Genomic DNA, 21,404 nt, shown 5'->3' with positions numbered 1-21,404 from the left:
GGCCCGGGAGTTGGTGCGCCAGGGCCAGTCTGAAAATACGCTGGCGTCCTACCGGGCCGCGATGCGCTACTGGGGGTCCCCTCGTTTTCAGTGCAATAAGTGACGGTACGAAAAGCTAGCACTGGCGCGGAGGTGGTGTTGGTAGATCGTTGATTTCATTGACTTTCCTGTTCACTTTCAAATCTGCGATTCGTGGCGTCAAACCGTGATCGGTTTCATCCGTTGGTGCCAGTTATCGGTGCTCCCTGCCGCGAGGGCAGGATTTGGTCGGCATAACGGTCAACAGGAAAGCGGAACACGCCTCGCAGGTTGATGCTTTCCAGCCTGGTGGGAGCAATTTTTCCGATCAGTTCCGGCGGAATGGCCTGGCGGCGGTTCGACCAGCGATCCAGAACAGCCTGCATTTGTGACGTGTTCCACGCCATGACGATGTTGGCCAGCAGACTCAACGCGTCGGCCACAGCCTGCATTTCGTCCACACGTTTGGCCTGTGCCGGGCTGATCCGGCCGGTGTAAATGGCGCGCTTGAGGGCGTTGACCGCCTCCCCCCGGTTGAGCACCCGGCGCAATTCATTCCTGAAAGCGTCCTTAACAAAGTAGTCGGCAAGGAACGCGGTTCGCAGCAAACGTCCCAATTGCACGCCAGCGTCATAGATGGGGTCACCCTGGGCAGCAGAGCCAAACCGCGCCAGTGCTGCCACCGCACTGGCGTGACCACTCATGACCGAAGCCGCCAGATGCACCGGGCTGTCCCAATGCTTTTCGATCAGGGCATCCACCGAAAACCAAGGGCCGTGCACGCTACTTGCTGGTGATCGAACAGTGTCTTCTCCCGCCCGTACAGCGTGCGCAGCGAAGCCACATCAGGGGTGGCAATGCCAAGTTCCTCGCTCAAGTGGCGCCACAGGGCGACGGGAACCACCCGAAAGGCATACAGCAGGCGGCCACTCATGCGCAAAAACCCGATATGCAGCGCCAGACCGAGCTTGTGGGCGTCACCCCGGCGCGCATTGATTGCCTCGCGCTCTGCACCATCGAAGGTGAAAAACGCCTTCATCTCGAAGTCACTGATATCGCGGGGCAGCTCACGCATCCCCAAAAACGTCGTTTGCCAGTCCTGCATCGTGAACCCCATTAGTGGGAGGCCACGATACCCGTTTGAGAAGTGAACAGGAAAGCCAACAGAATCAACGATCTACCAACACCACCCCCGCGCCAGTGCTGGGTTTGCGTACCGCCAGTTATTGCACTGAAAACGAGGGGACCCCGACGCTGGCCCTGGCGCAAAGCAAGGGCCGCCTGAGTGAAGAGCAGGAGGCTGCACACCTCAAGGCCATGCGCCACCTGCCCGTGGCCCTGCAGGCCGTGCTGGCGCTCGAACCCCAGCTCATCAGCTGGGCTGAAGACTTTGCGCGCATGGAAAACGCGCTCTTTCTGGGCCGAGGGCTGCATTACCCCATCGCGCTGGAGGGCGCGCTCAAGCTCAAGGAAATCAGCTACATCCACGCTGAAGCCTACCCGGCCGGTGAACTCAAGCACGGCCCCCTGGCCCTGGTGACCAGCGCCATGCCGGTGGTGACGGTGGCGCCCAACGACGCCCTCCTGGAGAAGCTCAAGAGCAACATGCAGGAAGTCCGCGCCCGTGCGGGTGTGCTGTACGTGCTGGCCGATGGCGACACCCGCATCGAAAGCAGTGAGGGCATCCACGTGATTCGCATGCCCGAGCACTACGGCGCATTGAGCCCACTGCTGCATGTCGTGCCGCTGCAGCTGCTTGCGTACCACACGGCCTGTGCGCGGGGGACGGATGTGGACAAGCCCCGCAACTTGGCCAAGAGCGTTACTGTGGAGTGAGCTGTCGAACACCCCGTTTTTTACCAACAACTGACTGATCGATTGGCCAGTTGTTGTTTGCTTTGTGACGCCTCGCCGGTCAGTGTTCAAACCACTGTGCTGAACGCGGGACCGCTGTGATTGCAAGTCAGGGATTGCAATACGCGCAGTGGCGAGGATCTGCCAATGCCCGCGTGGCTTTGCTCATTCTGGACTGGTATTCGCAGCGTGGGCACGACCACACCTCAGCGCGGCAGGATGCGGTAGGCCGTCCGCAGGCAGAGCAGGTAAGCCCCGGTATGCGTTCGGTGACCCAGTAACCCGGGGCGTTGCAGGCTGGGCAGTTCGACTGCAGTCGCTGCAGCAAGTCCTGCGCAGCTTGCTCGATGAGGCGCATGCGGGTGGGGTTGGCAAAGGCCCTCAGGTCCGTCTCCACAAAGACCTGGCGGTTGCGGGCCTGGGCTTGGCAGGCGTCGAAGCAGTGCCGCAGCCGGTCCCAGTCCGCGATGCCTTTGTGCATGCGGGTGTCGTCCTGGCTCTCCGGGCGCATCACCAGCTGTTGCTGCGGGAAGCCCTCGCGCTGCGCAAATGCCTCCACGGCACTCCAGTTATCGCTCAGCAGGTGCCCGCTGCGCGCAGGCCCTTGTGCCATGCCGACGACTTCGATGCCCATGCGGTCGTCCAGCCAGGCGATCAGCTCCACGTTCCAGGGCACCATTCCTGTGAACGGATCGGGACCAAAGCTGCCCTCGCTGGCCAGGCCGGCATCGAGGCCGGAGAGCTCCATGCCCTTGCGGGCTTTGCGCCGTGCTGCATCCAGTTGCGAGCCCGCACGTGCCGTTTCGCGGGTGAAGGTGCCCAGCAGGTCGGTATCGAACCCGCTGACATGTTCAATCGTGCAACCCAGACCCGGCTCCAGCGCGGGCGCGATGACCCGCTCCTTGCCATGCTGGGTCAGCAAGGCGATGCGGCGGTCTGCATAGGGGCGTGCACTGGGGTGCATCACCAGTTCTCCGTGTGCAGCGGCTCCCAGAGACCCTGGTCATAGCGCATCAGGTCGGTGCCTTCCCACCGCCAGAGGTGCAGCCACCCGTGGTCCACCAGTTGCTTGACGACGGCATGTTGATGGATCACTGCGTCGATGGATGGGCGGGGCGCATCAATCACCACGGTCAGCCTCAGTGGTTCGTGCAACCAGCGCTTGCCGTCGTGCACCGACTGCTGCGACAGGCCGATGCGCAGATCACCGCCGTTGCCTTCAAAGACGCCGATGTGTCCGCCCACCACGTTGTGCAGCACCTTGTTGCCACTCCCCAGGCGTGTGGGGGCGCAGGTGGATGCGTGGTACTGCCAGTTGATCCAGTGGGTGACCAGCATGGGCGCGGTCATGAGCGCTTCCAGCAGGCTGCCGTCGGGGTCTCTTTGGGCGTCATAGTCGTGCAGAAAGCTGCGTCCTTGTAGCGCAGCGCCCAGCGTCCTGTGCCGGGGTGCGATGACGAAGGCTGCGTTGCCCGCCAGGCCCCATTCCGGGCGCGTCTGGGCGCCATCGTTGGCGCGCCTTCGCAATTGCTTCAGCAAATCGTCGTGCGGTGTCCGTGGGTCGATGTGCAGGTGCGGTGCTCGTTCTCTGCGGACCTGGTCACTGGCATGGTGTAGCACCGGCTGCAGGCTGTCCCACCGTTGGCGAGCGGCTGGGGGCAGCAGGTCCAGGTCAAAGCCCTCGATCTCATCGGTTGTGGTGTTGTGCAGGGCCGCCACGAAGGTTGTGGACTCCGGAATGGCGATGCCTTGTTCCGCCAGGCCCGTACGCACGGCAGGTTCGTTCAGCAGTTGTGCCAGGCTGCGGGCACTGACTTCGCCGGTCTGGCCGCAGCATGCGCCGCAGTCCAGCGCTGCCGCATGGGCGTTGTTGGCCGACTGGCTGCCATGCCCTACCAGCAGTACCAGGGGCGCCAGATAACCGTCCAGCCCCATGGAGCGCAGCACCCGCGCTGCCAGCGACACCTTGGCGCCGATGTCCAGCCCCGTGAGCTGGGGCCGGCACAGGGGGCGATAGCGCGCAGGCAGGCCTTCCAGTGCATCGTTGGCCCTGGCTTGCCGGGAGGGCCGCAGCCATTGGCCCAGCTTGCCCGCATAGCCCACGCCCGCCGCTTCAACGAACGAGAACGCCGCACCCGGCCAGCGGCTGGCGGACAGCCATTGGTCGGCCAGCGCAAAGCGCCTGGAGCGTGCGTGGATCGCTGCTTCTTGTAGCGTCGCATCGGTCTTCAACGCGCCCGCAGTGGATGGCACGATGCAGTCAGTGGCTTCTACTGCGGGTGCCAACAGGCCCGGCAGGTGGGGCGTGCGAGCGCTGGTGCCCAGCGGTGTGTAGGCGAGGGGCAGGCCAAAAAATCCCGCGAACCCGATGGTCTGTACGGCGGGCCAAATGGCCTCCAGGGACCTCCGCAGTGGCTCGCTGCGCACATCAATACAAAAAGCGGCTTGCACCTCGATCTCGTGCTGGTTGGGCGGGGCACTGCCGGCACCGAGCAGCCGCTGAGCCAGTTGGCGCTGGTAGCCGACTTCCAGAGCTACTTGCCACACTTCGTCGACCAGCAGAGCCTGCTCTGCCCGTTGCAACAAGGCGGGGGCCTGGCCCCAGGCCTGTTGCAGCGCCTGGAAGGCATGGGTGCCTGCGGCATCGTCCTTGCAATGCAGTAGAACCGCACCCCATGCCAGCCGGATCGCCAGCAACTCCCGCAGGTGCGGGTCGGAGGTCTGGTTCAGGTGGGCCTGCCAGCCTAGATAGGCGCACCACGAAGCCCAGCCATTCACCGTCAGCAGCACCGACTCCAGATAGTCTGGCCACACCGCCTTGGGAAGGCGCAGCCTGTGCAGTACCCAGCGTTCGGCGTCTTCCCGGGTGGCGGGCAGAGCCTCCAAGGCCTCGGCGAGGTGTGGCAAGCCCATCAGCAGGCCGATGGAGTGGTCGTGCTGCAGAGTCTCGCGCCAGAACGCATACAGGCCCTCGGACCGCTGGGGCTGCCAGTCCGCCTGTGTCTGGTCGAAATAGGCGGCGCAGGTCTGGCTCACCTGGTGGGTGATTGCCTGGCGCCAGGACAAGCGGGTTTGGCGGTGGGGGTCGTTGTCCAGCACATCGATCAGCAGGGGCAATTGCTCTACGGGCTGGGTGTTGTGTAAGGCCTGTACGCAGTCTTCGGCAGTCAACCCGCAGGCTTGCGCCTGAGGCATCTGGCGGATCGCCTGATCAAGGTCCTGGGCGCTGATGCGTCCTTCCGTCCACGCTTGCAGTTGCCGGTCGCGCCCGGGAAAGACCTGAATGCCGCCCAGCGCTGCCATGCGCGCTGCCACCCGGCGCACCGGCATGCCGATGCGCGCCCAGTGCGGGTTGACTGCAATGGCACGGTCCAGGGGCCAGGCCGGTGCAATGGCTTGGCACGCTTGTGCGCAGGCGGTGTCGATGTCGTTGTGCGAGGCCGGGTGCTGCGCAGCGTGCGTGGGCGCTGGCGCCGCGAGCTCCTCGGTGGGGCAGTCGGTCAGTGATTCCATCATGGGGTTCTCCGGGTGCAGTGCGGTTCAGGGGGCGGCTCTGTGCAACGTGGGGCCTGCTACATGGGGGACCGCGTCACGCGGGGCAGGGGGTGTCCAGGCGGTGGGCCAGATGTACAGGGCCAGCCGGGTGTACGCCTCGTCGATGTAGAACCCTGCATAGCTCCACCTGCGCCAGGTCCGCAGCATGTGGGGCTGCCTCTGCAGCAGTGCCAGAAAGAGGTAAAGGCCTAAAAGTCCGATCAGTGCCAGCCACCCCAGCACGTGCGCCGGAGCATCGCGCAAGCCCAGTGGCACATGGTGGATGGCAACTGCCGCTGCGGTGAGGCCCGCCACCATCACCAGCCCGGCCAGGCTGTGCCAGGCCGCAGTCTTGGCGCTGGCCTGGCCCTGAGGCGACCAGAGCAGCGGTGCCCAGGCCAGTCCCAGCACGGCGGACCACCAGGCGGGCCAGGGCACCTCCGCCGCCACGTTCAGCACCAGCAGCACGGTGGCCGTGGCGGCGACGGGTGCCAGCGCCAGGCTGATGGCTGTGGGCGGGGTTGCGCTGTGCATGGCCTGCAGCCGCGCTTGCCGAACCGCGTTGGATGCCGACAGAAACACATGGGCCTTGTACAGCGAGTGCCCCACGAGGTGCAGCGCAGCCAGCGTGTACAGGCCCAACCCGCATTCGAGCAGCATGAACCCCATCTGCGCCACCGTGGACCAGGCCAGCCTGACCTTGATGCTGATGCGCGTCAGCATGACCATGCCAGCGAGCACGGCTGTACCGAGGCCAAAAACGACCAGCACGACGCGGGCAGCGGCGGCGTTTTCCAGCAAGGGGGCGAACCGTATCAGCACGAACCCGCCCAGGTTGACCACGCCTGCGTGCAGCAGTGCAGACACCGGCGTGGGCGCCTCCATGACCTGGATCAGCCAGCCATGCACGGGCAACAAGGCCGTCCGCAAAATCACGGCCAGGGTCAGCAACACCGCGCTGGCGTGCAGCAACGGGGACATGCCGTCGCGTGCGATGTACGCCCACAACGCCGACAAAGAACCGCTGCCGACTTCCAGCCAGGCCAGTGCCGCCGCACCGACCAGCAATACGTCGGCCACCCTGTCGGCCATCTGTTTTTTGTGGGCGGCCAGGCTGGCAAAAGCCCGGTCGGGGTAGAAGCACAGCAGGTGTTGCAGCGCAATGCCCACCAGAGCCCAGGCGATGGCCAGGACGATCCAGTGGTCTGCCAGCAGCAGCACGTGCACAGCAGCCAGCACACCCGCCAGTGCTGCCATGTAGCGCGGCTGGCCGGGCTCTCCCTCCAGGTACCTCGCAGAAAACGCTGCGATGACGGTGCCCAGCAGTTGCACCAGAACCCCCATGCACAAGCCCATCGGCGATGCCTTGAGCCAGCCAGCGTGGTCCAGCCGGCCGATGCCAGCCATGGCCGCAATCGCCGCCAATACAGAACCTGCCAAGGCGGCACCAGACAGGATCAGCATCCAGCGCCACAACGTGGCAACCGAGCCCTTGTGGCACAGTGCCAGCGCCATGGCGGCCAGCATGAGCATGCCCGGTGCCCATGCGCTGGCGTGGGACAAAACGTGAACAAATGGCATCACTCAACCTCCAGAAACAAGACTGGGGGCGATGATGCTGCGGGGTTATTGTTCTGTAAAATACATTGAAAAGAACAAAAAAATACTAAAAATAGAACAATGAGACTCGATCAACTCAACTTCAACCACCTGTTCTACTTTTGGCGTGTGGCCAAGCTGGGGCACCTTACCCAGGCAGCGCAAGAGCTGCACACGTCCCAGTCTGCGGTGTCCACCCAGATCCGGCAGCTGGAAGAGCGCCTGGGCGAAGAGCTGTTTTTGCGAGAGGGCCGCCGCCTGCTGCTGACCGACACCGGGCAACTGGTACTGGCATATGCCGAGAACATCTTCGGACTGGGTCAGGAAATGCTGGGGCGCCTGCAGGGCAGCGCGTCGGGGGTGACCCGGCTGCGCGTGGGCAGTGTGGCAACGTTGTCCCGCAACTACCAGGAAAACTGGATCCGCCCCTTGCTGGCCGACCCGTCCGTGGTTTTGACGCTGGAGTCAGGGCTGCTGGAGGGGCTGATTTCGCGCCTGGTGCAGCACCAGCTGGACGTGGTGCTGGCCAATGAGTCAGTGCCTTCCGACTCCGAGCGCCCCTTGCACTGCCAATTTCTCGGCAGCCAGTCCATCTCGCTGGTCGGCCCTGCCAGCGTGTGGCAATCGCGCTCGTTGCGCATACCTGAAGACCTGGAGGGTATGGAGGTGGCGCTGCCTGGCCCCCGCCATGCACTGCGTGCGCAGTTTGAAGCCCTGTGTGCATCGGCCGGGGTGACGCCCCGATTGCGCGCCGAGGTGGATGACATGGCCATGCTGCGCCTGATCGCCCGTGACAGCGGCTGGCTGACCGTGCTGCCCGAGGTGGTGGTTCAGGACGAGTTGCGCACGGGCATCCTCGTCAAGGTGGGCTACTCCGCCGGGCTGCAGGAGCATTTCTACGCCATCACCACCCGGCATCGGCACCGTATCGAGGTGCTGGAAACCCTGCTGGAACGTTCGTCGGGCCGCATGGGGCCGTCCTGACAGACCTAGGGCAACGCTGAACAAGTCCCTCGCGCACCGCGCACCCCTGCTTTGGGCGGTCTGCCGCGTTGCAAATCCTCGCGATAGCTACGGCTATCGCTGTGGTTTGCGCCTTGCATCCCATCCCAAATCAGGGCGTGCGCCACTGCGGGGACTTATTCGGCGTTGCCCTAGCTGGGATTCGTCAAAAGTTTGCCCCATGAAAAAAGCCCCGCAATGGGGGCTCGTTCATGGGCGATGCAATGTGATGCGGTGCACCGATGACGCCTTCGCTCAGCCGCAGTGGATGCGCCAAGCGGTGGCGTCCGAAACGCCCGCATCGGCTTGCATTACATGGCGTTGCCGATTTCGCCGTGGGAGATCTGGCCTGTGCGAACAGCTTCTGCGGCCTGGGCACGCACGGCAGCGCGGTCGGCGGTGGATTGGGGGTCCCCTCGTTTTCAGTGCAATAAGTGACGGTACGAAAAGCTAGCACTGGCGCGGAGGTGGTGTTGGTAGATCGTTGATTTCATTGACTTTCCTGTTCACTTTCAAATCTGCGATTCGTGGCGTCAAACCGTGATCGGTTTCATCCGTTGGTGCCAGTTATCGGTGCTCCCTGCCGCGAGGGCAGGATTTGGTCGGCATAACGGTCAACAGGAAAGCGGAACACGCCTCGCAGGTTGATGCTTTCCAGCCTGGTGGGAGCAATTTTTCCGATCAGTTCCGGTGGAATGACCTGGCGGCGGTTCGACCAGCGATCCAGGACCGCCTGCATCTGTGAGGTATTCCACGCCATCACGATGTTGGCCATCAGGCTCAACGCATCGGCCACAGCCTGCATTTCATCGACACGTTTGGCCTGCGCCGGGCTGATCCGGCCGGTATAAATGGCGCGCTTGAGGGCGTTAACAGCCTCGCCCCGATTGAGCACCCGGCGCAACTCGTTCCTGAAAGCGTCCTTGACAAAGTAGTCAGCCAAAAACGCCGTACGCAGCAACCGCCCCAATTGCACGCCAGCCTCATAGATTGGATCGCCCTGGGCGGCAGAACCGAACCGCGCAAGAGCTGCCACCGCACTGGCATGTCCGCTCATGACCGAGGCTGCCAGGTGCACCGGGCTGTCCCAATGCTTTTCGATCAGGGCATCCACCGAAAACCAAGGGCCGTGCACGCTACTTGCTGGTGATCGAACAGTGTCTTCTCCCGCCCGTACAGCGTGCGCAGCGAAGCCACATCAGGGGTGGCAATGCCAAGTTCCTCGCTCAAGTGGCGCCACAGGGCGACGGGAACCACCCGAAAGGCATACAGCAGGCGGCCACTCATGCGCAAAAACCCGATATGCAGCGCCAGACCGAGCTTGTGGGCGTCACCCCGGCGCGCATTGATTGCCTCGCGCTCTGCACCATCGAAGGTGAAAAACGCCTTCATCTCGAAGTCACTGATATCGCGGGGCAGCTCACGCATCCCCAAAAACGTCGTTTGCCAGTCCTGCATCGTGAACCCCATTAGTGGGAGGCCACGATACCCGTTTGAGAAGTGAACAGGAAAGCCAACAGAATCAACGATCTACCAACACCACCCCCGCGCCAGTGCTGGGTTTGCGTACCGCCAGTTATTGCACTGAAAACGAGGGGACCCCGTGTTGGTACCACCTGGCCCGACATGCCCAAGTATTCGACAGTACGGCCAGAGCCGGCTCTCTTTCCGACAGTTTCCACCAGGTACTTTTCAGGCGGGATGAAGTCGTGCGAAGCGCCTGCCGGAAGCTTCGTCGAAGGCCTGCACTTGGGAACCCCGGCGTCGACGTCAACTTGCCCACGGCATACCAGGAGCCTCTCGTCTATCGTCGCAAAGTCGGGGCCGGCACCGTCACCCACAACGACGAAGCCGTCTGCTGGAAAGATCTGGGCTTCGACGGGGGCGGCCCAGGGCAAAAGCACTGCGAGAGATAGGAGCGCACTACCTGTACGAATTTCACGCATGGAAACCTCTTCTTGATTCTGACGGTGGCAACGTATTGTCTGGCACTCCTTCGCGCAAGAAGTTTGCTGCGAATTCAGAGCCACCTGGCGGATTGGGCATGCGCATGCTGTTCAGGGCGCCTTCTCGCGTCGGTGCTGCTCGGCCCATGCACGGGCCTGGCGCCAGGCGATTTGCGGGCTGGCATCCTTGCCGATGCACTGGCCGCTCGGCAATAGCACGCACCAAGCCCAGTTGCCGGCATTGAGCTGCCGTACGCACTCGGTCCGCTCCGGCAACAGGCTCATCGCCACGCTCTTGTGGGTTGCTTTCGGTGCACGTGCGGGGGCTCGGGGGTCGGCAGGCTTGATTTTCGGCCGCGAGGGAAGGGCCGCGAGCACTGTGATGGCCTCAGCGAGGTCCGCGGCCAGCCGGCGGTAGCTCGCGACCAGGTCCATGACGCGCGAGTCGCCACCCTGGTGCCGATCCTCCCACCGGCTGCGCTCGTAGTGCTCCCAGTCGACGGGACGCTTGACCGACTCTTGCGTCGAGCAGGCGTACCGCGTGGGGCTGCCGCCGCCGCTGGCCACGCAGACCAACGGCGCGCCGCATACGCGGCAGGCGGGCACATCCGTGGCTCGGTAGCGCGCTTCGAGCTCCTGCAGGTCTTTTTCTGTCAGCCTCGCATTCATCAGTCACACCGCCCTCTCGAGGAAGGCTGCCGAGGCTGGGGTGCGGTCCGCAGGCCGAGGCTTGATCGACACCGTCACGGGGCCGTTGCGCCCGTCACCGGTGAGCGTGCCATCCAGGACAGCGCGCTCCCTGGCGTTCAGGTTGTGCCACTTCTGGATGTCGTACTCGCCATACAGGAGGCCGCTGGGATTGCGCCCGTCGCTGCGCCCCACCGAAATCCCGCGCGCCGCGCACCAGGCCTCGGCCGCATACAGCGCGGCGAACGTGGATCCGCCCGAGAAGGTCACGATCTGCATGCCGAAGCGGCTGGTGTCGGTCTGGGTGACCGATGAAGGCATTGGCGAGCTGGCCGCCGAAACGGGCGATGCGCCGTCTGCGGCCGGAGAGGGGGCAGTCATCATGGAAAGGTCCTTGGTGGTGGTCATGGGGAACCGCTCCTCGCCGGGTCTGGGCCCAGCAGCCCCCGCCGGCGTACGGCTTCGTCCACGCTGGACCAGACCGCCTCGCGCGGGCGGTCCGCGTCGATCGGGGCGAAGCGCTGCGGGTCCTGTGCGCAGCGAGCGCTGTAGCCGTCTGCTACGGCCCGGAAGAAGTCCAGCGGCTGGCGCTCGAACTTATCGGGCACGCGCGCACCGGCCAATCGGGCGGCGGCTGTCGCCGGATCGAGCGTGAATAGGAGCGTCAGGTCCGGCTGCAGCAGGCCGCCCGTCGGGAGCGAGCTGCGCCCCGCCAGGGCGCACATGCCGGCGTCCTGCACGATGCGCTCGAGTGCGCTCAGCGTCTTCAGGCTGAAGCCGCGCCCGCCGCCCTGGTAGGCGAAGGTCGAGTCGGTGAAGCGGTCGCAGATCACGACCTGGCCGGCGGCCAGCGCCGGCGCGATCACGCAGGCCAGGTGTTCGCGCCGCGCCGCGAACATCAGCAAGGCCTCGGTGAGCGGGTCCATGGGCTCGCTCAGGACGATGGTGCGCAGGGTTTCGGCCAAGGCCGTGCCGCCCGGCTCCCGTGTGCGAACCACGCGGCGGCCGCGCTCCTCGAAGGCCATGGCCAGAGCCTCGATGTGGCTGGACTTGCCGGCGCCGTCGATGCCCTCGAAGGTGATGAAGAGGCCAGGTTCGGAGCCGGCTGGGGCCGCCGCCATGGTGGGCTTCTCGGGCGCGAAGCTGGCTTCGGGCGTGGGCATGCGGCCTTGCACGAAGCGCATGCCTTCGGCCTTGATCGTGCAGCGCGAGGCGCTTTCGTAATCTCCCAGCTTCAGGAAGCTGAAGGCCAGCGTCTTCATGCGCTGTTCCATCTCCTGGATCTCGGCGCGGTAAGACTCCCAGCGCGCCAGCATGCCTGGGCACGCAGTACTTGAAGCCTCATGAAGCCTCGGCGCAGGGACTGCTCGGGGGCCGGGGTTCACCGGCGAGCCCCGGCCGGCACAGGCCGGTTCAAGGCGCGGTGTGGCGCGGCGGCGGCTGTTTCCGTGCGGTTTCCGGAACATTTCGGCATGTGCGTCATTTGTCGTTCTATCATTCTGTCTATTCGTTCGCGCCAATAGCATGGCGCGACGCAAATAGTAAGGCGGCAACATGGCTTCGAGCAAGGTTGAAACTCAATCGTCAGACAGCCCGGCACCCGTGCCGGGGGGCGGCGGCGTGGCGCCACTGGTGCTGCTCCTGCAGGCGGAATCGTCCGTCGAGGTGCGTGCCGCGCTCGTAGCTGCTGCAGTGATGGACTGCGAGACCCGCCGCATGACGCTGCGCGCGCTCCAGACGGACCACCAGGCACGCGGCGCGCTAGGCTTGTTGAAGGCCCTGATCCTTCCCGTGGGCAGCGTGGAGTTCGTGCGTGCGGCCATGTCCGCGCTGGGCGTGCGCGAGCCCGAACCGATGGGTTACGAGGGGCTGCAGGACTACCTGCAGCGCCACGTGCGCCGAACCACGGTCGGGGCGTTGGCCGAGTTGCGGGTACCGGCTTTCATCAAACCGGTGGCCACGAAACTCTTCACCGGCTTCGTGTACGACCCGGTGGTGGCCGCTGCGCCGGCGCAGGCCAATCCTGTGGTCGACGAGCACGTGGCCGAGCAGATGGCTGCGCTGCGCAAGCTGCCTGCGGACACGCCCCTGTGGCTGGCCGAGCCGGTTCGCTTCCAGTGCGAGTGGCGCTACTACGTGGACGCCCGCGGCCGAATCCTGGCGCAGGCCCGCTACGACGCGGACGGCGCCGACGACGCTCCCCTGCCCACGGGCGAGGTGGTCCGCTGCGCGATCGACGCCCTGGTGGCGCACCTGGTGGCCCATGGCGACCCGCACCCGTTTGCCCTGGACATGGGCGTGCTGGAGAACGGGCGCACGGCTTGTGTGGAGGTGAACGACGGCTGGGCAATCGGCCTTAACGGGCACGCCCGGACCCCTGGCGGCATGGCCTGGAGCGCGCGCGGCTATGTCGAGTTCCTGCTGGAGCGCTGGCACGCGGTGGTGCGCCAGTCGCGCCGGCGCAAGGGTGAGCGCATTGCCGTGGAGCCCGAGGACGAGGAAGACGAGCCCGGCCGCGCGAACTCCGCAGGGCGTCACGGCGCTCGCTCGCGCTCCAACCGCCGCACCGCCCTCACCCCCTCCGAATCCTCGTAGCTGGCCATGCTCCGTGGCCGGCAATTTTCGCGATCGAATCCCAACCATTGCACACCAGCCTGGGGAAAAGAGGGGTCACTACAGTTAATCATAGGGTAAATCCCGCCCCACGCCCCTCATCCCGGCCCTGCCCCGCGTGAGGCCCAGTCTCACCGGAAACGCCCCCCAAAAAAACCTGTTCGTGCAAGACATGGTCCCCTCCGGAACTGCGCACTCCATGTGACCCGTCCCCCGCGCCATCGCGCCCTGCCCGCCTACCACCTCGCATCGCTATCTCAAGATGGGACACCGTTCCAGTCAAACCTATTCAAGTGGAGCGCTCCCCTGGCACCTGTTCCAGTCGAAACCTCTTACCGCCCACTCCAATGGGGACCTCGCTTTCCTCTCTGGTCTCATCACGCCCGGCACTGCTCCTGTTGTACAGGGCGCGTCGGGAACGACCTCGCACGGGGAAGGAGGACGGGCAGGACAAGTTCACGAGGGACATGGCACCGGTGGAACGGAACTCCACGCAGGGCATTGGCCTGGAGGGTGAGGGGGTGCCGGTGCTAGCTCTGGATTAACCGTAGTGGCGCAGATTGGCAAACATTTTGAAGCAAATGATGGTTGCCCGTTCATTCGTTCCTGAAATAGTATTTGCACGGTGCATTGAGAATCGCAGAAGCGATGCGCCGTTTTTTCTATGTACGCTGCGCAATGAACCAGGGATCCAAACTCATGTCTTCGCCCGCAGGAGTTCTCAAAAACCTCGCCGGAGGTGTCGCGAAAGGTCGTTCCGGAACACGCGACGCGCGGCAATCCGCCGCCGCCGGCCCCGCCGTCGAGCTGCCCGACCTCCTGTCGACTAGCGTGCCCTTCGAGGGCCCGCCTGGCTCCCCTTCGGCCATCGCCTTCACGCCCGATCGCTGGGGCGCGCTCCGGTTCATCTCCCTGCTCGCCTTCAGCCCCTGGCTGGCTTTCTTGCTGCTCAGCCTGTTCACCGCCCCCGAGAGGGCCTGGTCCTTCGTCGCCGCGTGCACGTGGATCGGGACACCGATCCTGGTCATCTGCGCCGGGATGTTCGGCCTGGATCGCCGCCAACCCATGAGAGAGCGCCTGTGAAAGACTGCGACACCACCCTGCTCATGCGCCACCTCCTTGGTATGGCCGCTTCCCCAGCCGCCTGCTCACCGGCGAGTGCTTCCCACGACGCCTCGCGCCGCACCGTGCGAAGCCTGGACGGGCCGGACCCGCTCACCCCGGAGTCGCGCAACGAGCGCCCGGGTCTGCATCGCCATCCCGCCACCGAGCTCTTGCCCGCCATGCGCTCGCTGACCTGCGCGAGCGTGCGCAATTCGGGCGTGCCCGACAAGGGCACGCAGATGCACCTGGCCATCGCCCTCAAGTGGGCCGACGCCCTGGAATCGGACCGCTTCAAGCGCGGGGCGCGTCGCCTCAAGGACGCTGCCGGCAGGTACTCCGCGTTGGGCGTTCTATGCGAGCTGCATCGTGACGCCAGCCCCGGCATGCCCGAGATGGCCGCACACGGCGCCAGCTACCTGGGCGAGAGCATGCTGGTGCCGCGCATCGTTCTGGAATGGGCCGGCATGTCACTCATGGACGGCCAAGGTCCCTGCGTGGCGATCAAGTCGCGCCTGACAAGGCAATGGCGCGCCTACGCGGTGAACGTGCACGAGCTCGTTGGCGCGACCTGGCAGGATCTGGCCCGCGCGCTGCGCGCGCAGATCTGAGTGCCCACGAAAGCCGACAGTGGCCAGAGTCACACTCACGCCAGCCCCGATCAACCGGGCTCGTCAGATCAAGGCCTTCAGCAGCCTGGCCTTTGGCGAGGCAGTCAAGCGCCGGCGCATGGCGCAACGCATCACCCTGGACGAGATGTCGCGGCGCACCCGGTTCGCCGTGTCCTCGCTGTCCGACCTGGAGAACGGCCGAAAGCTCTCCTTTCCCAAGGCCACTGCGGTCTGCGAGGCGCTTGGCGTTCGCCTGTCCGTCCTGGTGGCCGCCTCCGAGAGCATCCCAGAGATCCGACCACACCGTTCAGAACGCACAAGGTGAATCGACATGATCAAGTCCGAACTGCGCGCCGCCCTCGCGGATCTTCTCGCACTGCTTGCACTGGCTCCTGATAGGGCAGGCCCTCTCACGGGGCTCGCTCGCCAGCATCTGAGTCGAGGCGCCGGTCTGTTGGCGCAGGCCCTCGCCGCCGAGGCCGTCTCCCTGGCGGATGCGCGGACGCAATCGGCGCGCCCAATGGCATGGCTCTACGACACCTACTTGCAGGATGGCACGCTGTTCAGCGGCGCCTCCGTCGAACGCCTGACCATCGGTCTGGGCGTACCGCCAGGATCGACAGAAATTCCGCTCGGCCCATTCCTGCCCGGCCTGCCGCTGGCCCAATCGCCGGACTACACGACGGACGGACTGGCTATCGTCGCGCGCCAAACGGGAGAGGCCGTTCCGATGAACGAGCCGATCTCCATCCTTCGTGCAAGCGATCCACTTGCGCGCGCGGCGCTCGAGGCTCTGGTGCGCATGATTCCGAATGGTCCCCAGCGCGACCATGCCTGCGCCCGACTCCAAGCCTTCAACCGCTTCGCCCAGCACGCAAGCCCGCCCCCATTTCAACCGTCCTGACTGGACGATCCATCCAAACCGGAGAAGGACCCTATGGGCATCCGCTACTACCCCACCGGCCCCCGCGCTTACATCGACCTTGACGGCACACTCGCCGACTTCGAGGACAGCTGCCGGCGTCATGGCCACGTGCCCTCGATTCACAAGATGCATCAGGGCGCCTACCGCCAGCTCCACCCAATGCCCGGCGCGATCGCAGCCGTGCAAGCCATCGAGGCCATGGGCCTTCACACATGGGTACTGAGCAAGATCCCGAGCCACAACGCGGGCGCGGCGAGCGAGAAGCTGGAATGGGTGCGACAGTACCTGCCCAGCTTGGAAGATCGAGTGATCATCACGCCCGACAAGGGCTGCGTGGGCGCGCCGCAGGATCTGCTGATCGACGACCACCCCGAGTGGGCCAACGCCAGCGCGTTCCCCGGCAAGGTCCTGCACTTCAAGGGCGACTGGAGCGAGACGGTGCGCCAGATCCAGGTACACATGGCCGAGCCGTTGAGCCGCGACGACGAGGGCACGCTGGATGCACCCCGCGGCTGAAGCCCCCCCGGCGCCGACGCAGCCGGACCACGCCCTGCGCGAGGACATGCGATACCTGCTCACGCGCGTGGTCCGCCACCTGCGCAAGCCAGGCCCGCACCCGGCGCTGGCCGAGCAGATCCTGGCCTTCATGCCCCGCCACGGCATGGCCTTCTCGCCGCTGCGCGCGGAGGCCCCGGCTGAGCCCACCGAGCCAGCCGCGCTGAACATTGCCGATCCTGCGGCCGCGGCGCCCGGCACGAGCGCCTATCGTGCACAGCTGCGCGACCTGGTCGACCGGGTCTGGGGTCGCGCCATGGAAGACACCTCAGTGCCGTCGACCACCATGGCCGACGAGATCATTGAGCAGTGGGAGGCATCGCTCAGCACCACCAGCACCGTCGCGCTGACGGAAGACGCAATCATCACCGAGGATGAGAGTGGCGCCGAGGTGCAGGCCGCGCGCACTGCCCGAGTGGCGCCCAGCGCCAGCGTGTCCGGCAGGGAAGCATCGCCCGATCCGGCCGTGCTGAGCGATGTCCTTGCCGGTATGTTGCAAGGCATCGAGAACGACGCCGAGCAACTTGGCGCCGCCATCGCGCACGAACCGGCCTTTGCCGATGCGCTGGAGTCCGCGCGCAACCGTCGGCCCTCGCACTTCCACCTGCAGCTGATCTATCCGCAGGAGAAGGTCTGCCAGGCCGTGCTGAACGCCGCGGGAATCCCGCCCAAGGCACGATGGTTGTTCCAGAACTACCAGTTCGCCAAGTTGCACGTGCAGCGAATCATCGAAATGCGCGAAGGGAGCCAGTGTTGCGTCGACAAGGCCCGCACGATTCTCTCTGCCTGGCTGCGCTTCGAGCTCACCGGCGTGCCCATCGCCTTCGACTACGCAGGCGAGTACACCTTCCACCTGCCGACCACGGTGCTATCCACCCACGAAGAGATCGTCTCGTTCTGTGAAGGCCTGCGGCGGCTTCACGCGGGCAGGCCGGACCAATACCTCACGTCCCTGCGTCAGCTGCTGGCACCGGCCGCCGCCGTGAGCAGCGGCGCACAGCCCCAATAGCCACCCGCATCAGGATCCCCATGGAAACAACGCCACGCGAGCGCCACACACATTTCCCCGGCTTCGATCACGAGGGCCGTCACATCACGAACCCGACCGCCAGTGACGCCGGCGCGGTCAGCCCCGCCCACTACGGTTTCGAGCTGTGGACGACCGGCGGGGGCTGCACCGCCTGGGGTAAGGTGCTGAGCGACGGGACCGAGATCTTGGTGACCGACCTGGACGGCACGAGCCACGAAGTCGGCGAGCCCGGCGAGCCTTTCCTCGTGGGTCTGCACCTGACGGACGCCTATGAACAGCTCGGCATCTGGACCATGGCCGTGGGTAAGGTCTATGGGCCCGACGACCAGCCCGAGAACGAGCAGGAGCCCGCCGCGAGTGCGATCAGTGCGCCGGCCGGCCCGAAAGCCTGACCCGGATGAACGAGGCTGCGGCGGGGTCCGATGCGACGAATCCCAAGAAGCAGGCCAGGCCACTCGGCAGCCTGATCAAATCCGAGCTGTTCGACCAGTTCTACCTGCGCTTCGTCGACGACGCTGTCGCCCAGGACATCCGCTCGGTGATTGCCGAGGAGACAGAGCGATACCGCAGCATCACGCTGGCCGGATTCCACCAGATGCGCGTGGACAAGAAGACGCATCAGCTGAGCTTCCATCTCCTGCGGCCGGGCGGGAAGGACTGGCAACAGCGGCGCAGCGTGCACGCGCACTTCCGCCTGCTGCAGACCTCGTCGAGCTGGCGGGCCATGCTCACCCACGCATGGGCCCAGCGCATGGCGTCCACGCTCCCAGCGACGCTGCCCGAGGGCCAGCGGTGGTACGACCCGCAGGACCAGACTCATCCCATGGTGCGCTCCTACGGCGATCAGTACCGCAGCATGCCCACCTCCGAGGAGAACCGCCGCTTTCTGGTCATGGCCTGCTCGAACGCTGGCGAGCGCAGGGTGCCGAAGCGCCTTCGCACCGTCTTGAGCGCGATCCTTGCGCGCGCCGTATGGCGCCACCTGCTGGACCCGGAGGTGCTCAAGCTCACCGCCGCGATCTACGGACCGCGCGCCCAATCCAGCGACTACAACCGCGTGGCCAAGCACCGCAAGGCGCTGCGCGCGCGCGTCGAGGAGACACCGTCCCTCGCGCCCGTGCTCGGCCCCTACCTGCAGGCGATGCATCGTGACCAGGCGCCCACCCTCACCAAACTCCCCGACTTGCTCCTGCACGCTCGCCGCTACCTGCTGATCGGCAGCCGTGCCCACCCGGGCGAGGAATGCGCCGGCAACATCGCGTTGGCGGCGCCGGTGTGGCGCTATCTGGCCCGTTCCTCGCGCACCTTCGTGCAGATGGTGATCGACGAGGGGCTGATCATGCGGGACACCACGGTCTCGCCGACGCCTGAGCCTTGGTTGCGCCACCACGACGAATCCCGCACGCGTGCCCTGCAGATTCTCAAGTCTCTTGCGGCCACGCAGCAGCCGGCTCCCTTCTTGTGCGTCAAATGGCTCTTGCGCCGCAAGCCGGCAAATGTTCCCGAGGACCCGCAGACCCTGGATCGGGCCATACGCCTCGTCGCTGGACAGGCGGTCCTGGAACGCCGACAGGGCACGCTGAAGGCTTTCATCGCCAAGGACGTTCCCCTGGTGTGGGACTACCTGCACCGCGAGGATCTGGTGGGCAACCAGGTGGTCTCGATGCTCCACCCGATCGCAAAGAATGCGACCTGGGACTCACTCATGCGCAGGCAGCGCGACTGGCACGCAACGCTGCACCTGGAACGAGCGCGACTGGCCGAGCTGCTGCGCCATCGCGATGCTGCGCAACGGGAGAAATGGCGCCTGGAAAACGCGCAGGCACGTGCCATCCAGTGGGACGCCATCCTCGAGCCTTTCGAGGTCGACGGCTTCACCGTGACGCCCCTGACCAGCGGCAACGCACTGGAGGCCGAGGGCATCGCGATGAGCCATTGTGTCGACCAGGATCGCTTCATGCGGGCCTGTCAGTCCGGCGTGTCGCGCGTCTTTCACATTCAGGGCATCGGGCAGCGCTCCACGCTGCAGCTGTCACGCCGCTACGCACAGTCCGTTCGCTGGGACATCGAGCAGCACTTCGGCTGGGACAACGAGTTGCCTTCCGCCCAGCAGGCGCGCCTAGCCAGGAGGGTCCTTGCCCGGTTTCAGGCGGTCTTCGACACCGCAGCGCACGCCGGTCCTACCGCGCGCAGCACCTACAAGGGCTCGTAGCCTTCGCCAGACTCGCCCATTCCAGCGCCCACCGCCTCACGCGGCGACGCGCCGAAGCCACATTCTCCGCGCAGCCGGGTGCGCCCAGCACGGATGCTCCGCTATCCTCGGCGCATCATGGCCACCACGATCACCATCTCGCGCGAGCGTCACCTGCCCTGGTTGCAAGACCCGGTGGAAGCGCATCGCCAGTGGCGATCGACGCTCACCTGGAAGCGAGGCGCCGAAGCCGACAGTGCTAACGCACCCACCTTCACGCCAGCCACCAACCGGGTGTACCAAGCGTTCTGGGCCGGGTTCTGCCGCTGGTGCGCGCTTCCGACCCAGGCCTTGAAGCTGGACCAGGTGCGTTCCGCGCACATCGAGGCCTTCCTGCAGCAACTGGGAGGGCGCAACGACGCACCAGCCAGCGTGCGCACCATGCGCACCTCCCTGGCGGAGATCAACCGCGTCTACACCCACCTCGAAGCAACGGGAGTCGTGCGCGTCAATCCTGCGGCCGTCGTGCTCGAGCGGATCCGCGGGCGCCGCGAAACCCGCTTCGACACGGACCCTCCATTGCCGCCCTCGGGAGTGAGCTTTCTCCAGGCCTACCGTGCCGCGGCCGCCGAGATGTTCGAGGAGGAGCAGGCCCAGATGCCCGGAGCCTGGACGCCGGCGCGCAACCTCGCGCTGCGCCTCGTCGTGTCCGAGTGCGGCCTGAAGCTGTCCGAGGTGTGCAAGCTCATCCCTCGCAACGTCACCATCAACGACGACGGCACGGTCACGATCCGCTCGCCCGGCCACCGCCAGGTGCTGGCGCGCACCGTCACCGGCCCCGCGGTGCTCGGCCAGGCGCTCGCCAACTGGATCGCACTGCGCGGCACCTTGCGCATCGTGCAGCTCCGGCGCAATGACGAGGGAGAAGGACGACGCTCGAACCGTCTCTTCCTGGGCCAGGCCGACAATATGCGGGCCTCCCAGGTGGTCGGCGGGGGGCTCGGCTCGGCCTGCAGCCCGGTCGCGCCCGACCTGGCCGAGCGCGTGGTCAGCGGCTGCGTGAAGCGCGCGCTCGCGCAGCTGGGCCACGAGGCGCCGTTCCACGGCCCTCAGGTCGTGCGCAATGCGTTCGCCGCACGGCTCATCCAACAGGGCTTCAACGATGCGATGGTGTCGCATCAGCTGGGCATGAAGACCTCGTTCACTGCCCGGGCCATCCGCGAGAAGCTCCAGGCAGCGGGCTGAACCCAGGAGCTTCGCGAATCACGCCTGGCAGGCCTGCGGCGGCGGATCCCGGTCCAGATCCGCACGCTGCTCCGCATCGAAACCTGACGCCAGGTCCTCCTGGCTTCGCGCATCGATGGTGCCCTGCGAAACGTAGATCACATCGCCCGGCGGCCGGCTCCTGTGCACCGCCTCGAAGTCGGCGATAGACACGGGGATGGAGTGCAGCCGCATACGCATGGCCACGTGCTTGGCGCTGCAGCTGAAAGTGCCATCGGAGGAGACCACCACGCTGGAGCTCTCGGCCTCACTGCCAAGATCCGCACTGGCGCGCCATACCGCCCGAGGCAGCCGCGCGCGCAGCTTGTCGATGATGAGATTGGTCCCCGCCATCAGGGGAGTCACGGGTTGAACCAGCCGGCGCAGCTGCTGCAGCCGCTCAATGAAGTAGTCGTCGAAGAGCAGGTCGACCTGCCACGTGATCGCGCTGCCCATGGGCGCGATCACGAACACG

Annotated in this window: 20 protein-coding genes and 4 pseudogenes; 12 read left to right on the top strand and 12 right to left on the bottom strand. The window is 65.6% G+C overall.

Annotated elements, in window-relative coordinates; translation table 11 throughout:
- Positions 1–215 precede the first annotated feature (215 nt).
- A pseudogene (locus tag ACWV14_RS37760) lies at positions 216–773 on the bottom strand (Tn3 family transposase); the annotation flags it as partial.
- A complete protein-coding gene (locus ACWV14_RS37755; protein ID WP_232357567.1) occupies positions 767–1,057 on the bottom strand; it encodes a DUF4158 domain-containing protein in 291 nt (96 codons plus the stop codon). The pseudogene ACWV14_RS37760 and the gene ACWV14_RS37755, both read right to left, overlap by 7 nt.
- A 212-nt stretch (positions 1,058–1,269) precedes the next feature.
- Here ACWV14_RS37755 and ACWV14_RS37750 point away from each other — a divergent pair.
- Positions 1,270–1,854, top strand: a pseudogene (locus ACWV14_RS37750) (SIS domain-containing protein); the annotation flags it as partial.
- Positions 1,855–1,981: 127 nt separating this feature from the next.
- Here ACWV14_RS37750 and ACWV14_RS37745 read toward each other — a convergent pair.
- Genes ACWV14_RS37745 through ACWV14_RS37735 form a run of 3 tightly spaced genes read right to left on the bottom strand, consistent with a single transcriptional unit; the run spans position 1,982 to position 6,987 of the window.
- Complete coding sequence (locus tag ACWV14_RS37745; RefSeq protein WP_004637164.1) at positions 1,982–2,836, bottom strand: DUF6671 family protein; 855 nt, start codon at positions 2,834–2,836, stop codon at positions 1,982–1,984.
- Positions 2,836–5,388 (bottom strand): YbcC family protein, encoded by a 2,553-nt coding sequence (locus ACWV14_RS37740; protein WP_004637165.1) that lies wholly within the window; start codon positions 5,386–5,388, stop codon positions 2,836–2,838. The genes ACWV14_RS37745 and ACWV14_RS37740 overlap by 1 nt, the downstream gene beginning before the upstream one ends.
- 24 nt (positions 5,389–5,412) lie before the next feature.
- Positions 5,413–6,987: an NADH-quinone oxidoreductase subunit L gene (locus tag ACWV14_RS37735; RefSeq protein WP_004637167.1), complete on the bottom strand. Its 1,575-nt coding sequence runs from the start codon at positions 6,985–6,987 to the stop codon at positions 5,413–5,415.
- A gap of 99 nt (positions 6,988–7,086) precedes the next feature.
- Between ACWV14_RS37735 and ACWV14_RS37730 the strand changes: the two genes are divergently transcribed.
- On the top strand, positions 7,087–7,989 hold the full coding sequence (locus ACWV14_RS37730; protein ID WP_004637169.1) for a LysR family transcriptional regulator: 903 nt from the start codon (positions 7,087–7,089) through the stop codon (positions 7,987–7,989).
- 329 nt (positions 7,990–8,318) lie between these two features.
- Here ACWV14_RS37730 and ACWV14_RS37725 read toward each other — a convergent pair.
- The 6 genes and pseudogenes from ACWV14_RS37725 to tmk all read right to left on the bottom strand — a co-directional run.
- Positions 8,319–8,414 (bottom strand): annotated as a pseudogene (locus ACWV14_RS37725) (DUF4148 domain-containing protein); the annotation flags it as partial.
- A gap of 143 nt (positions 8,415–8,557) precedes the next feature.
- A pseudogene (locus tag ACWV14_RS37720) lies at positions 8,558–9,115 on the bottom strand (Tn3 family transposase); the annotation flags it as partial.
- Positions 9,109–9,399, bottom strand: a complete 291-nt coding sequence (locus ACWV14_RS37715) for a DUF4158 domain-containing protein (protein ID WP_232357567.1) — start codon at positions 9,397–9,399, stop codon at positions 9,109–9,111. The pseudogene ACWV14_RS37720 and the gene ACWV14_RS37715, both read right to left, overlap by 7 nt.
- Positions 9,400–10,064: 665 nt before the next feature.
- Complete coding sequence (locus tag ACWV14_RS37710) at positions 10,065–10,622, bottom strand: hypothetical protein (protein WP_454912925.1); 558 nt, start codon at positions 10,620–10,622, stop codon at positions 10,065–10,067.
- 3 nt (positions 10,623–10,625) lie between these two features.
- Positions 10,626–11,048, bottom strand: coding sequence for a hypothetical protein (locus tag ACWV14_RS37705; protein ID WP_454912924.1), 423 nt, complete (start codon positions 11,046–11,048; stop codon positions 10,626–10,628).
- Positions 11,045–11,761 carry a dTMP kinase gene (gene tmk / locus ACWV14_RS37700; protein WP_454912951.1) on the bottom strand — a complete coding sequence of 239 codons (717 nt, stop codon included), beginning with the start codon at positions 11,759–11,761 and terminating at the stop codon, positions 11,045–11,047. The genes ACWV14_RS37705 and tmk overlap by 4 nt, the downstream gene beginning before the upstream one ends.
- A gap of 433 nt (positions 11,762–12,194) precedes the next feature.
- On the opposite strand from tmk, the gene ACWV14_RS37695 reads away from it, so the two are divergent.
- The 10 genes from ACWV14_RS37695 (at position 12,195) to ACWV14_RS37650 (ending at position 20,911) form a co-directional block, all read left to right on the top strand.
- Entirely contained in the window at positions 12,195–13,235 is a 1,041-nt protein-coding gene (locus ACWV14_RS37695; protein WP_455342751.1) for an ATP-grasp domain-containing protein, read from the top strand.
- A 717-nt stretch (positions 13,236–13,952) separates the two neighbouring features.
- The gene (locus tag ACWV14_RS37690; RefSeq protein ID WP_454912918.1) at positions 13,953–14,336 is read left to right on the top strand and encodes a hypothetical protein; all 384 of its coding nucleotides are present in this window, start codon (positions 13,953–13,955) and stop codon (positions 14,334–14,336) included.
- A gap of 41 nt (positions 14,337–14,377) precedes the next feature.
- Positions 14,378–14,965 (top strand): hypothetical protein, encoded by a 588-nt coding sequence (locus ACWV14_RS37685; RefSeq protein ID WP_455342556.1) that lies wholly within the window; start codon positions 14,378–14,380, stop codon positions 14,963–14,965.
- A gap of 19 nt (positions 14,966–14,984) precedes the next feature.
- The gene (locus tag ACWV14_RS37680; protein WP_454912916.1) at positions 14,985–15,290 is read left to right on the top strand and encodes a helix-turn-helix domain-containing protein; all 306 of its coding nucleotides are present in this window, start codon (positions 14,985–14,987) and stop codon (positions 15,288–15,290) included.
- A gap of 6 nt (positions 15,291–15,296) precedes the next feature.
- Positions 15,297–15,869: a hypothetical protein gene (locus ACWV14_RS37675; RefSeq protein ID WP_454912915.1), complete on the top strand. Its 573-nt coding sequence runs from the start codon at positions 15,297–15,299 to the stop codon at positions 15,867–15,869.
- Between the two features lie 33 nt (positions 15,870–15,902).
- Positions 15,903–16,406, top strand: coding sequence for a 5' nucleotidase, NT5C type (locus tag ACWV14_RS37670; RefSeq protein WP_454912914.1), 504 nt, complete (start codon positions 15,903–15,905; stop codon positions 16,404–16,406).
- The gene (locus tag ACWV14_RS37665; protein ID WP_454912913.1) at positions 16,390–17,454 is read left to right on the top strand and encodes a hypothetical protein; all 1,065 of its coding nucleotides are present in this window, start codon (positions 16,390–16,392) and stop codon (positions 17,452–17,454) included. Before ACWV14_RS37670 ends, ACWV14_RS37665 begins: the two co-directional genes overlap by 17 nt.
- 20 nt (positions 17,455–17,474) lie before the next feature.
- The gene (locus ACWV14_RS37660) at positions 17,475–17,867 is read left to right on the top strand and encodes a hypothetical protein (protein WP_454912912.1); all 393 of its coding nucleotides are present in this window, start codon (positions 17,475–17,477) and stop codon (positions 17,865–17,867) included.
- 5 nt (positions 17,868–17,872) lie between these two features.
- A complete protein-coding gene (locus ACWV14_RS37655; RefSeq protein WP_454912911.1) occupies positions 17,873–19,687 on the top strand; it encodes a hypothetical protein in 1,815 nt (604 codons plus the stop codon).
- A gap of 93 nt (positions 19,688–19,780) precedes the next feature.
- The gene (locus ACWV14_RS37650) at positions 19,781–20,911 is read left to right on the top strand and encodes a site-specific integrase (RefSeq protein ID WP_455342750.1); all 1,131 of its coding nucleotides are present in this window, start codon (positions 19,781–19,783) and stop codon (positions 20,909–20,911) included.
- An 18-nt stretch (positions 20,912–20,929) separates the two neighbouring features.
- Here the strand turns inward: ACWV14_RS37650 and ACWV14_RS37645 are convergent, their stop codons facing one another.
- Positions 20,930–21,403 (bottom strand): hypothetical protein, encoded by a 474-nt coding sequence (locus ACWV14_RS37645; RefSeq protein WP_455342555.1) that lies wholly within the window; start codon positions 21,401–21,403, stop codon positions 20,930–20,932.
- Position 21,404 lies beyond the last annotated feature (1 nt).

The organism is Variovorax durovernensis (assembly GCF_977011995.1).
Note: the sequence above shows the minus strand (reverse complement) of the source record. Positions and strands in the feature narration are given on the sequence as shown.

Bases quoted from the DNA above. Each gene is read 5' to 3' on its own strand.
- ACWV14_RS37755 (WP_232357567.1), bottom strand. From the start codon at position 1,057: ATGAAGGCGTTTTTCACCTTCGATGGTGCAGAGCGCGAGGCAATCAAT.
- ACWV14_RS37745 (WP_004637164.1), bottom strand. From the start codon at position 2,836: ATGCACCCCAGTGCACGCCCCTATGCAGACCGCCGCATCGCCTTGCTG.
- ACWV14_RS37740 (WP_004637165.1), bottom strand. From the start codon at position 5,388: ATGATGGAATCACTGACCGACTGCCCCACCGAGGAGCTCGCGGCGCCA.
- ACWV14_RS37735 (WP_004637167.1), bottom strand. From the start codon at position 6,987: ATGCCATTTGTTCACGTTTTGTCCCACGCCAGCGCATGGGCACCGGGC.
- ACWV14_RS37730 (WP_004637169.1), top strand. From the start codon at position 7,087: ATGAGACTCGATCAACTCAACTTCAACCACCTGTTCTACTTTTGGCGT.
- ACWV14_RS37715 (WP_232357567.1), bottom strand. From the start codon at position 9,399: ATGAAGGCGTTTTTCACCTTCGATGGTGCAGAGCGCGAGGCAATCAAT.
- ACWV14_RS37710 (WP_454912925.1), bottom strand. From the start codon at position 10,622: ATGAATGCGAGGCTGACAGAAAAAGACCTGCAGGAGCTCGAAGCGCGC.
- ACWV14_RS37705 (WP_454912924.1), bottom strand. From the start codon at position 11,048: ATGACCACCACCAAGGACCTTTCCATGATGACTGCCCCCTCTCCGGCC.
- tmk (WP_454912951.1), bottom strand. From the start codon at position 11,761: ATGGCGGCGGCCCCAGCCGGCTCCGAACCTGGCCTCTTCATCACCTTC.
- ACWV14_RS37695 (WP_455342751.1), top strand. From the start codon at position 12,195: ATGGCTTCGAGCAAGGTTGAAACTCAATCGTCAGACAGCCCGGCACCC.
- ACWV14_RS37690 (WP_454912918.1), top strand. From the start codon at position 13,953: ATGTCTTCGCCCGCAGGAGTTCTCAAAAACCTCGCCGGAGGTGTCGCG.
- ACWV14_RS37685 (WP_455342556.1), top strand. From the start codon at position 14,378: ATGGCCGCTTCCCCAGCCGCCTGCTCACCGGCGAGTGCTTCCCACGAC.
- ACWV14_RS37675 (WP_454912915.1), top strand. From the start codon at position 15,297: ATGATCAAGTCCGAACTGCGCGCCGCCCTCGCGGATCTTCTCGCACTG.
- ACWV14_RS37670 (WP_454912914.1), top strand. From the start codon at position 15,903: ATGGGCATCCGCTACTACCCCACCGGCCCCCGCGCTTACATCGACCTT.
- ACWV14_RS37665 (WP_454912913.1), top strand. From the start codon at position 16,390: ATGCACCCCGCGGCTGAAGCCCCCCCGGCGCCGACGCAGCCGGACCAC.
- ACWV14_RS37660 (WP_454912912.1), top strand. From the start codon at position 17,475: ATGGAAACAACGCCACGCGAGCGCCACACACATTTCCCCGGCTTCGAT.
- ACWV14_RS37655 (WP_454912911.1), top strand. From the start codon at position 17,873: ATGAACGAGGCTGCGGCGGGGTCCGATGCGACGAATCCCAAGAAGCAG.
- ACWV14_RS37650 (WP_455342750.1), top strand. From the start codon at position 19,781: ATGCTCCGCTATCCTCGGCGCATCATGGCCACCACGATCACCATCTCG.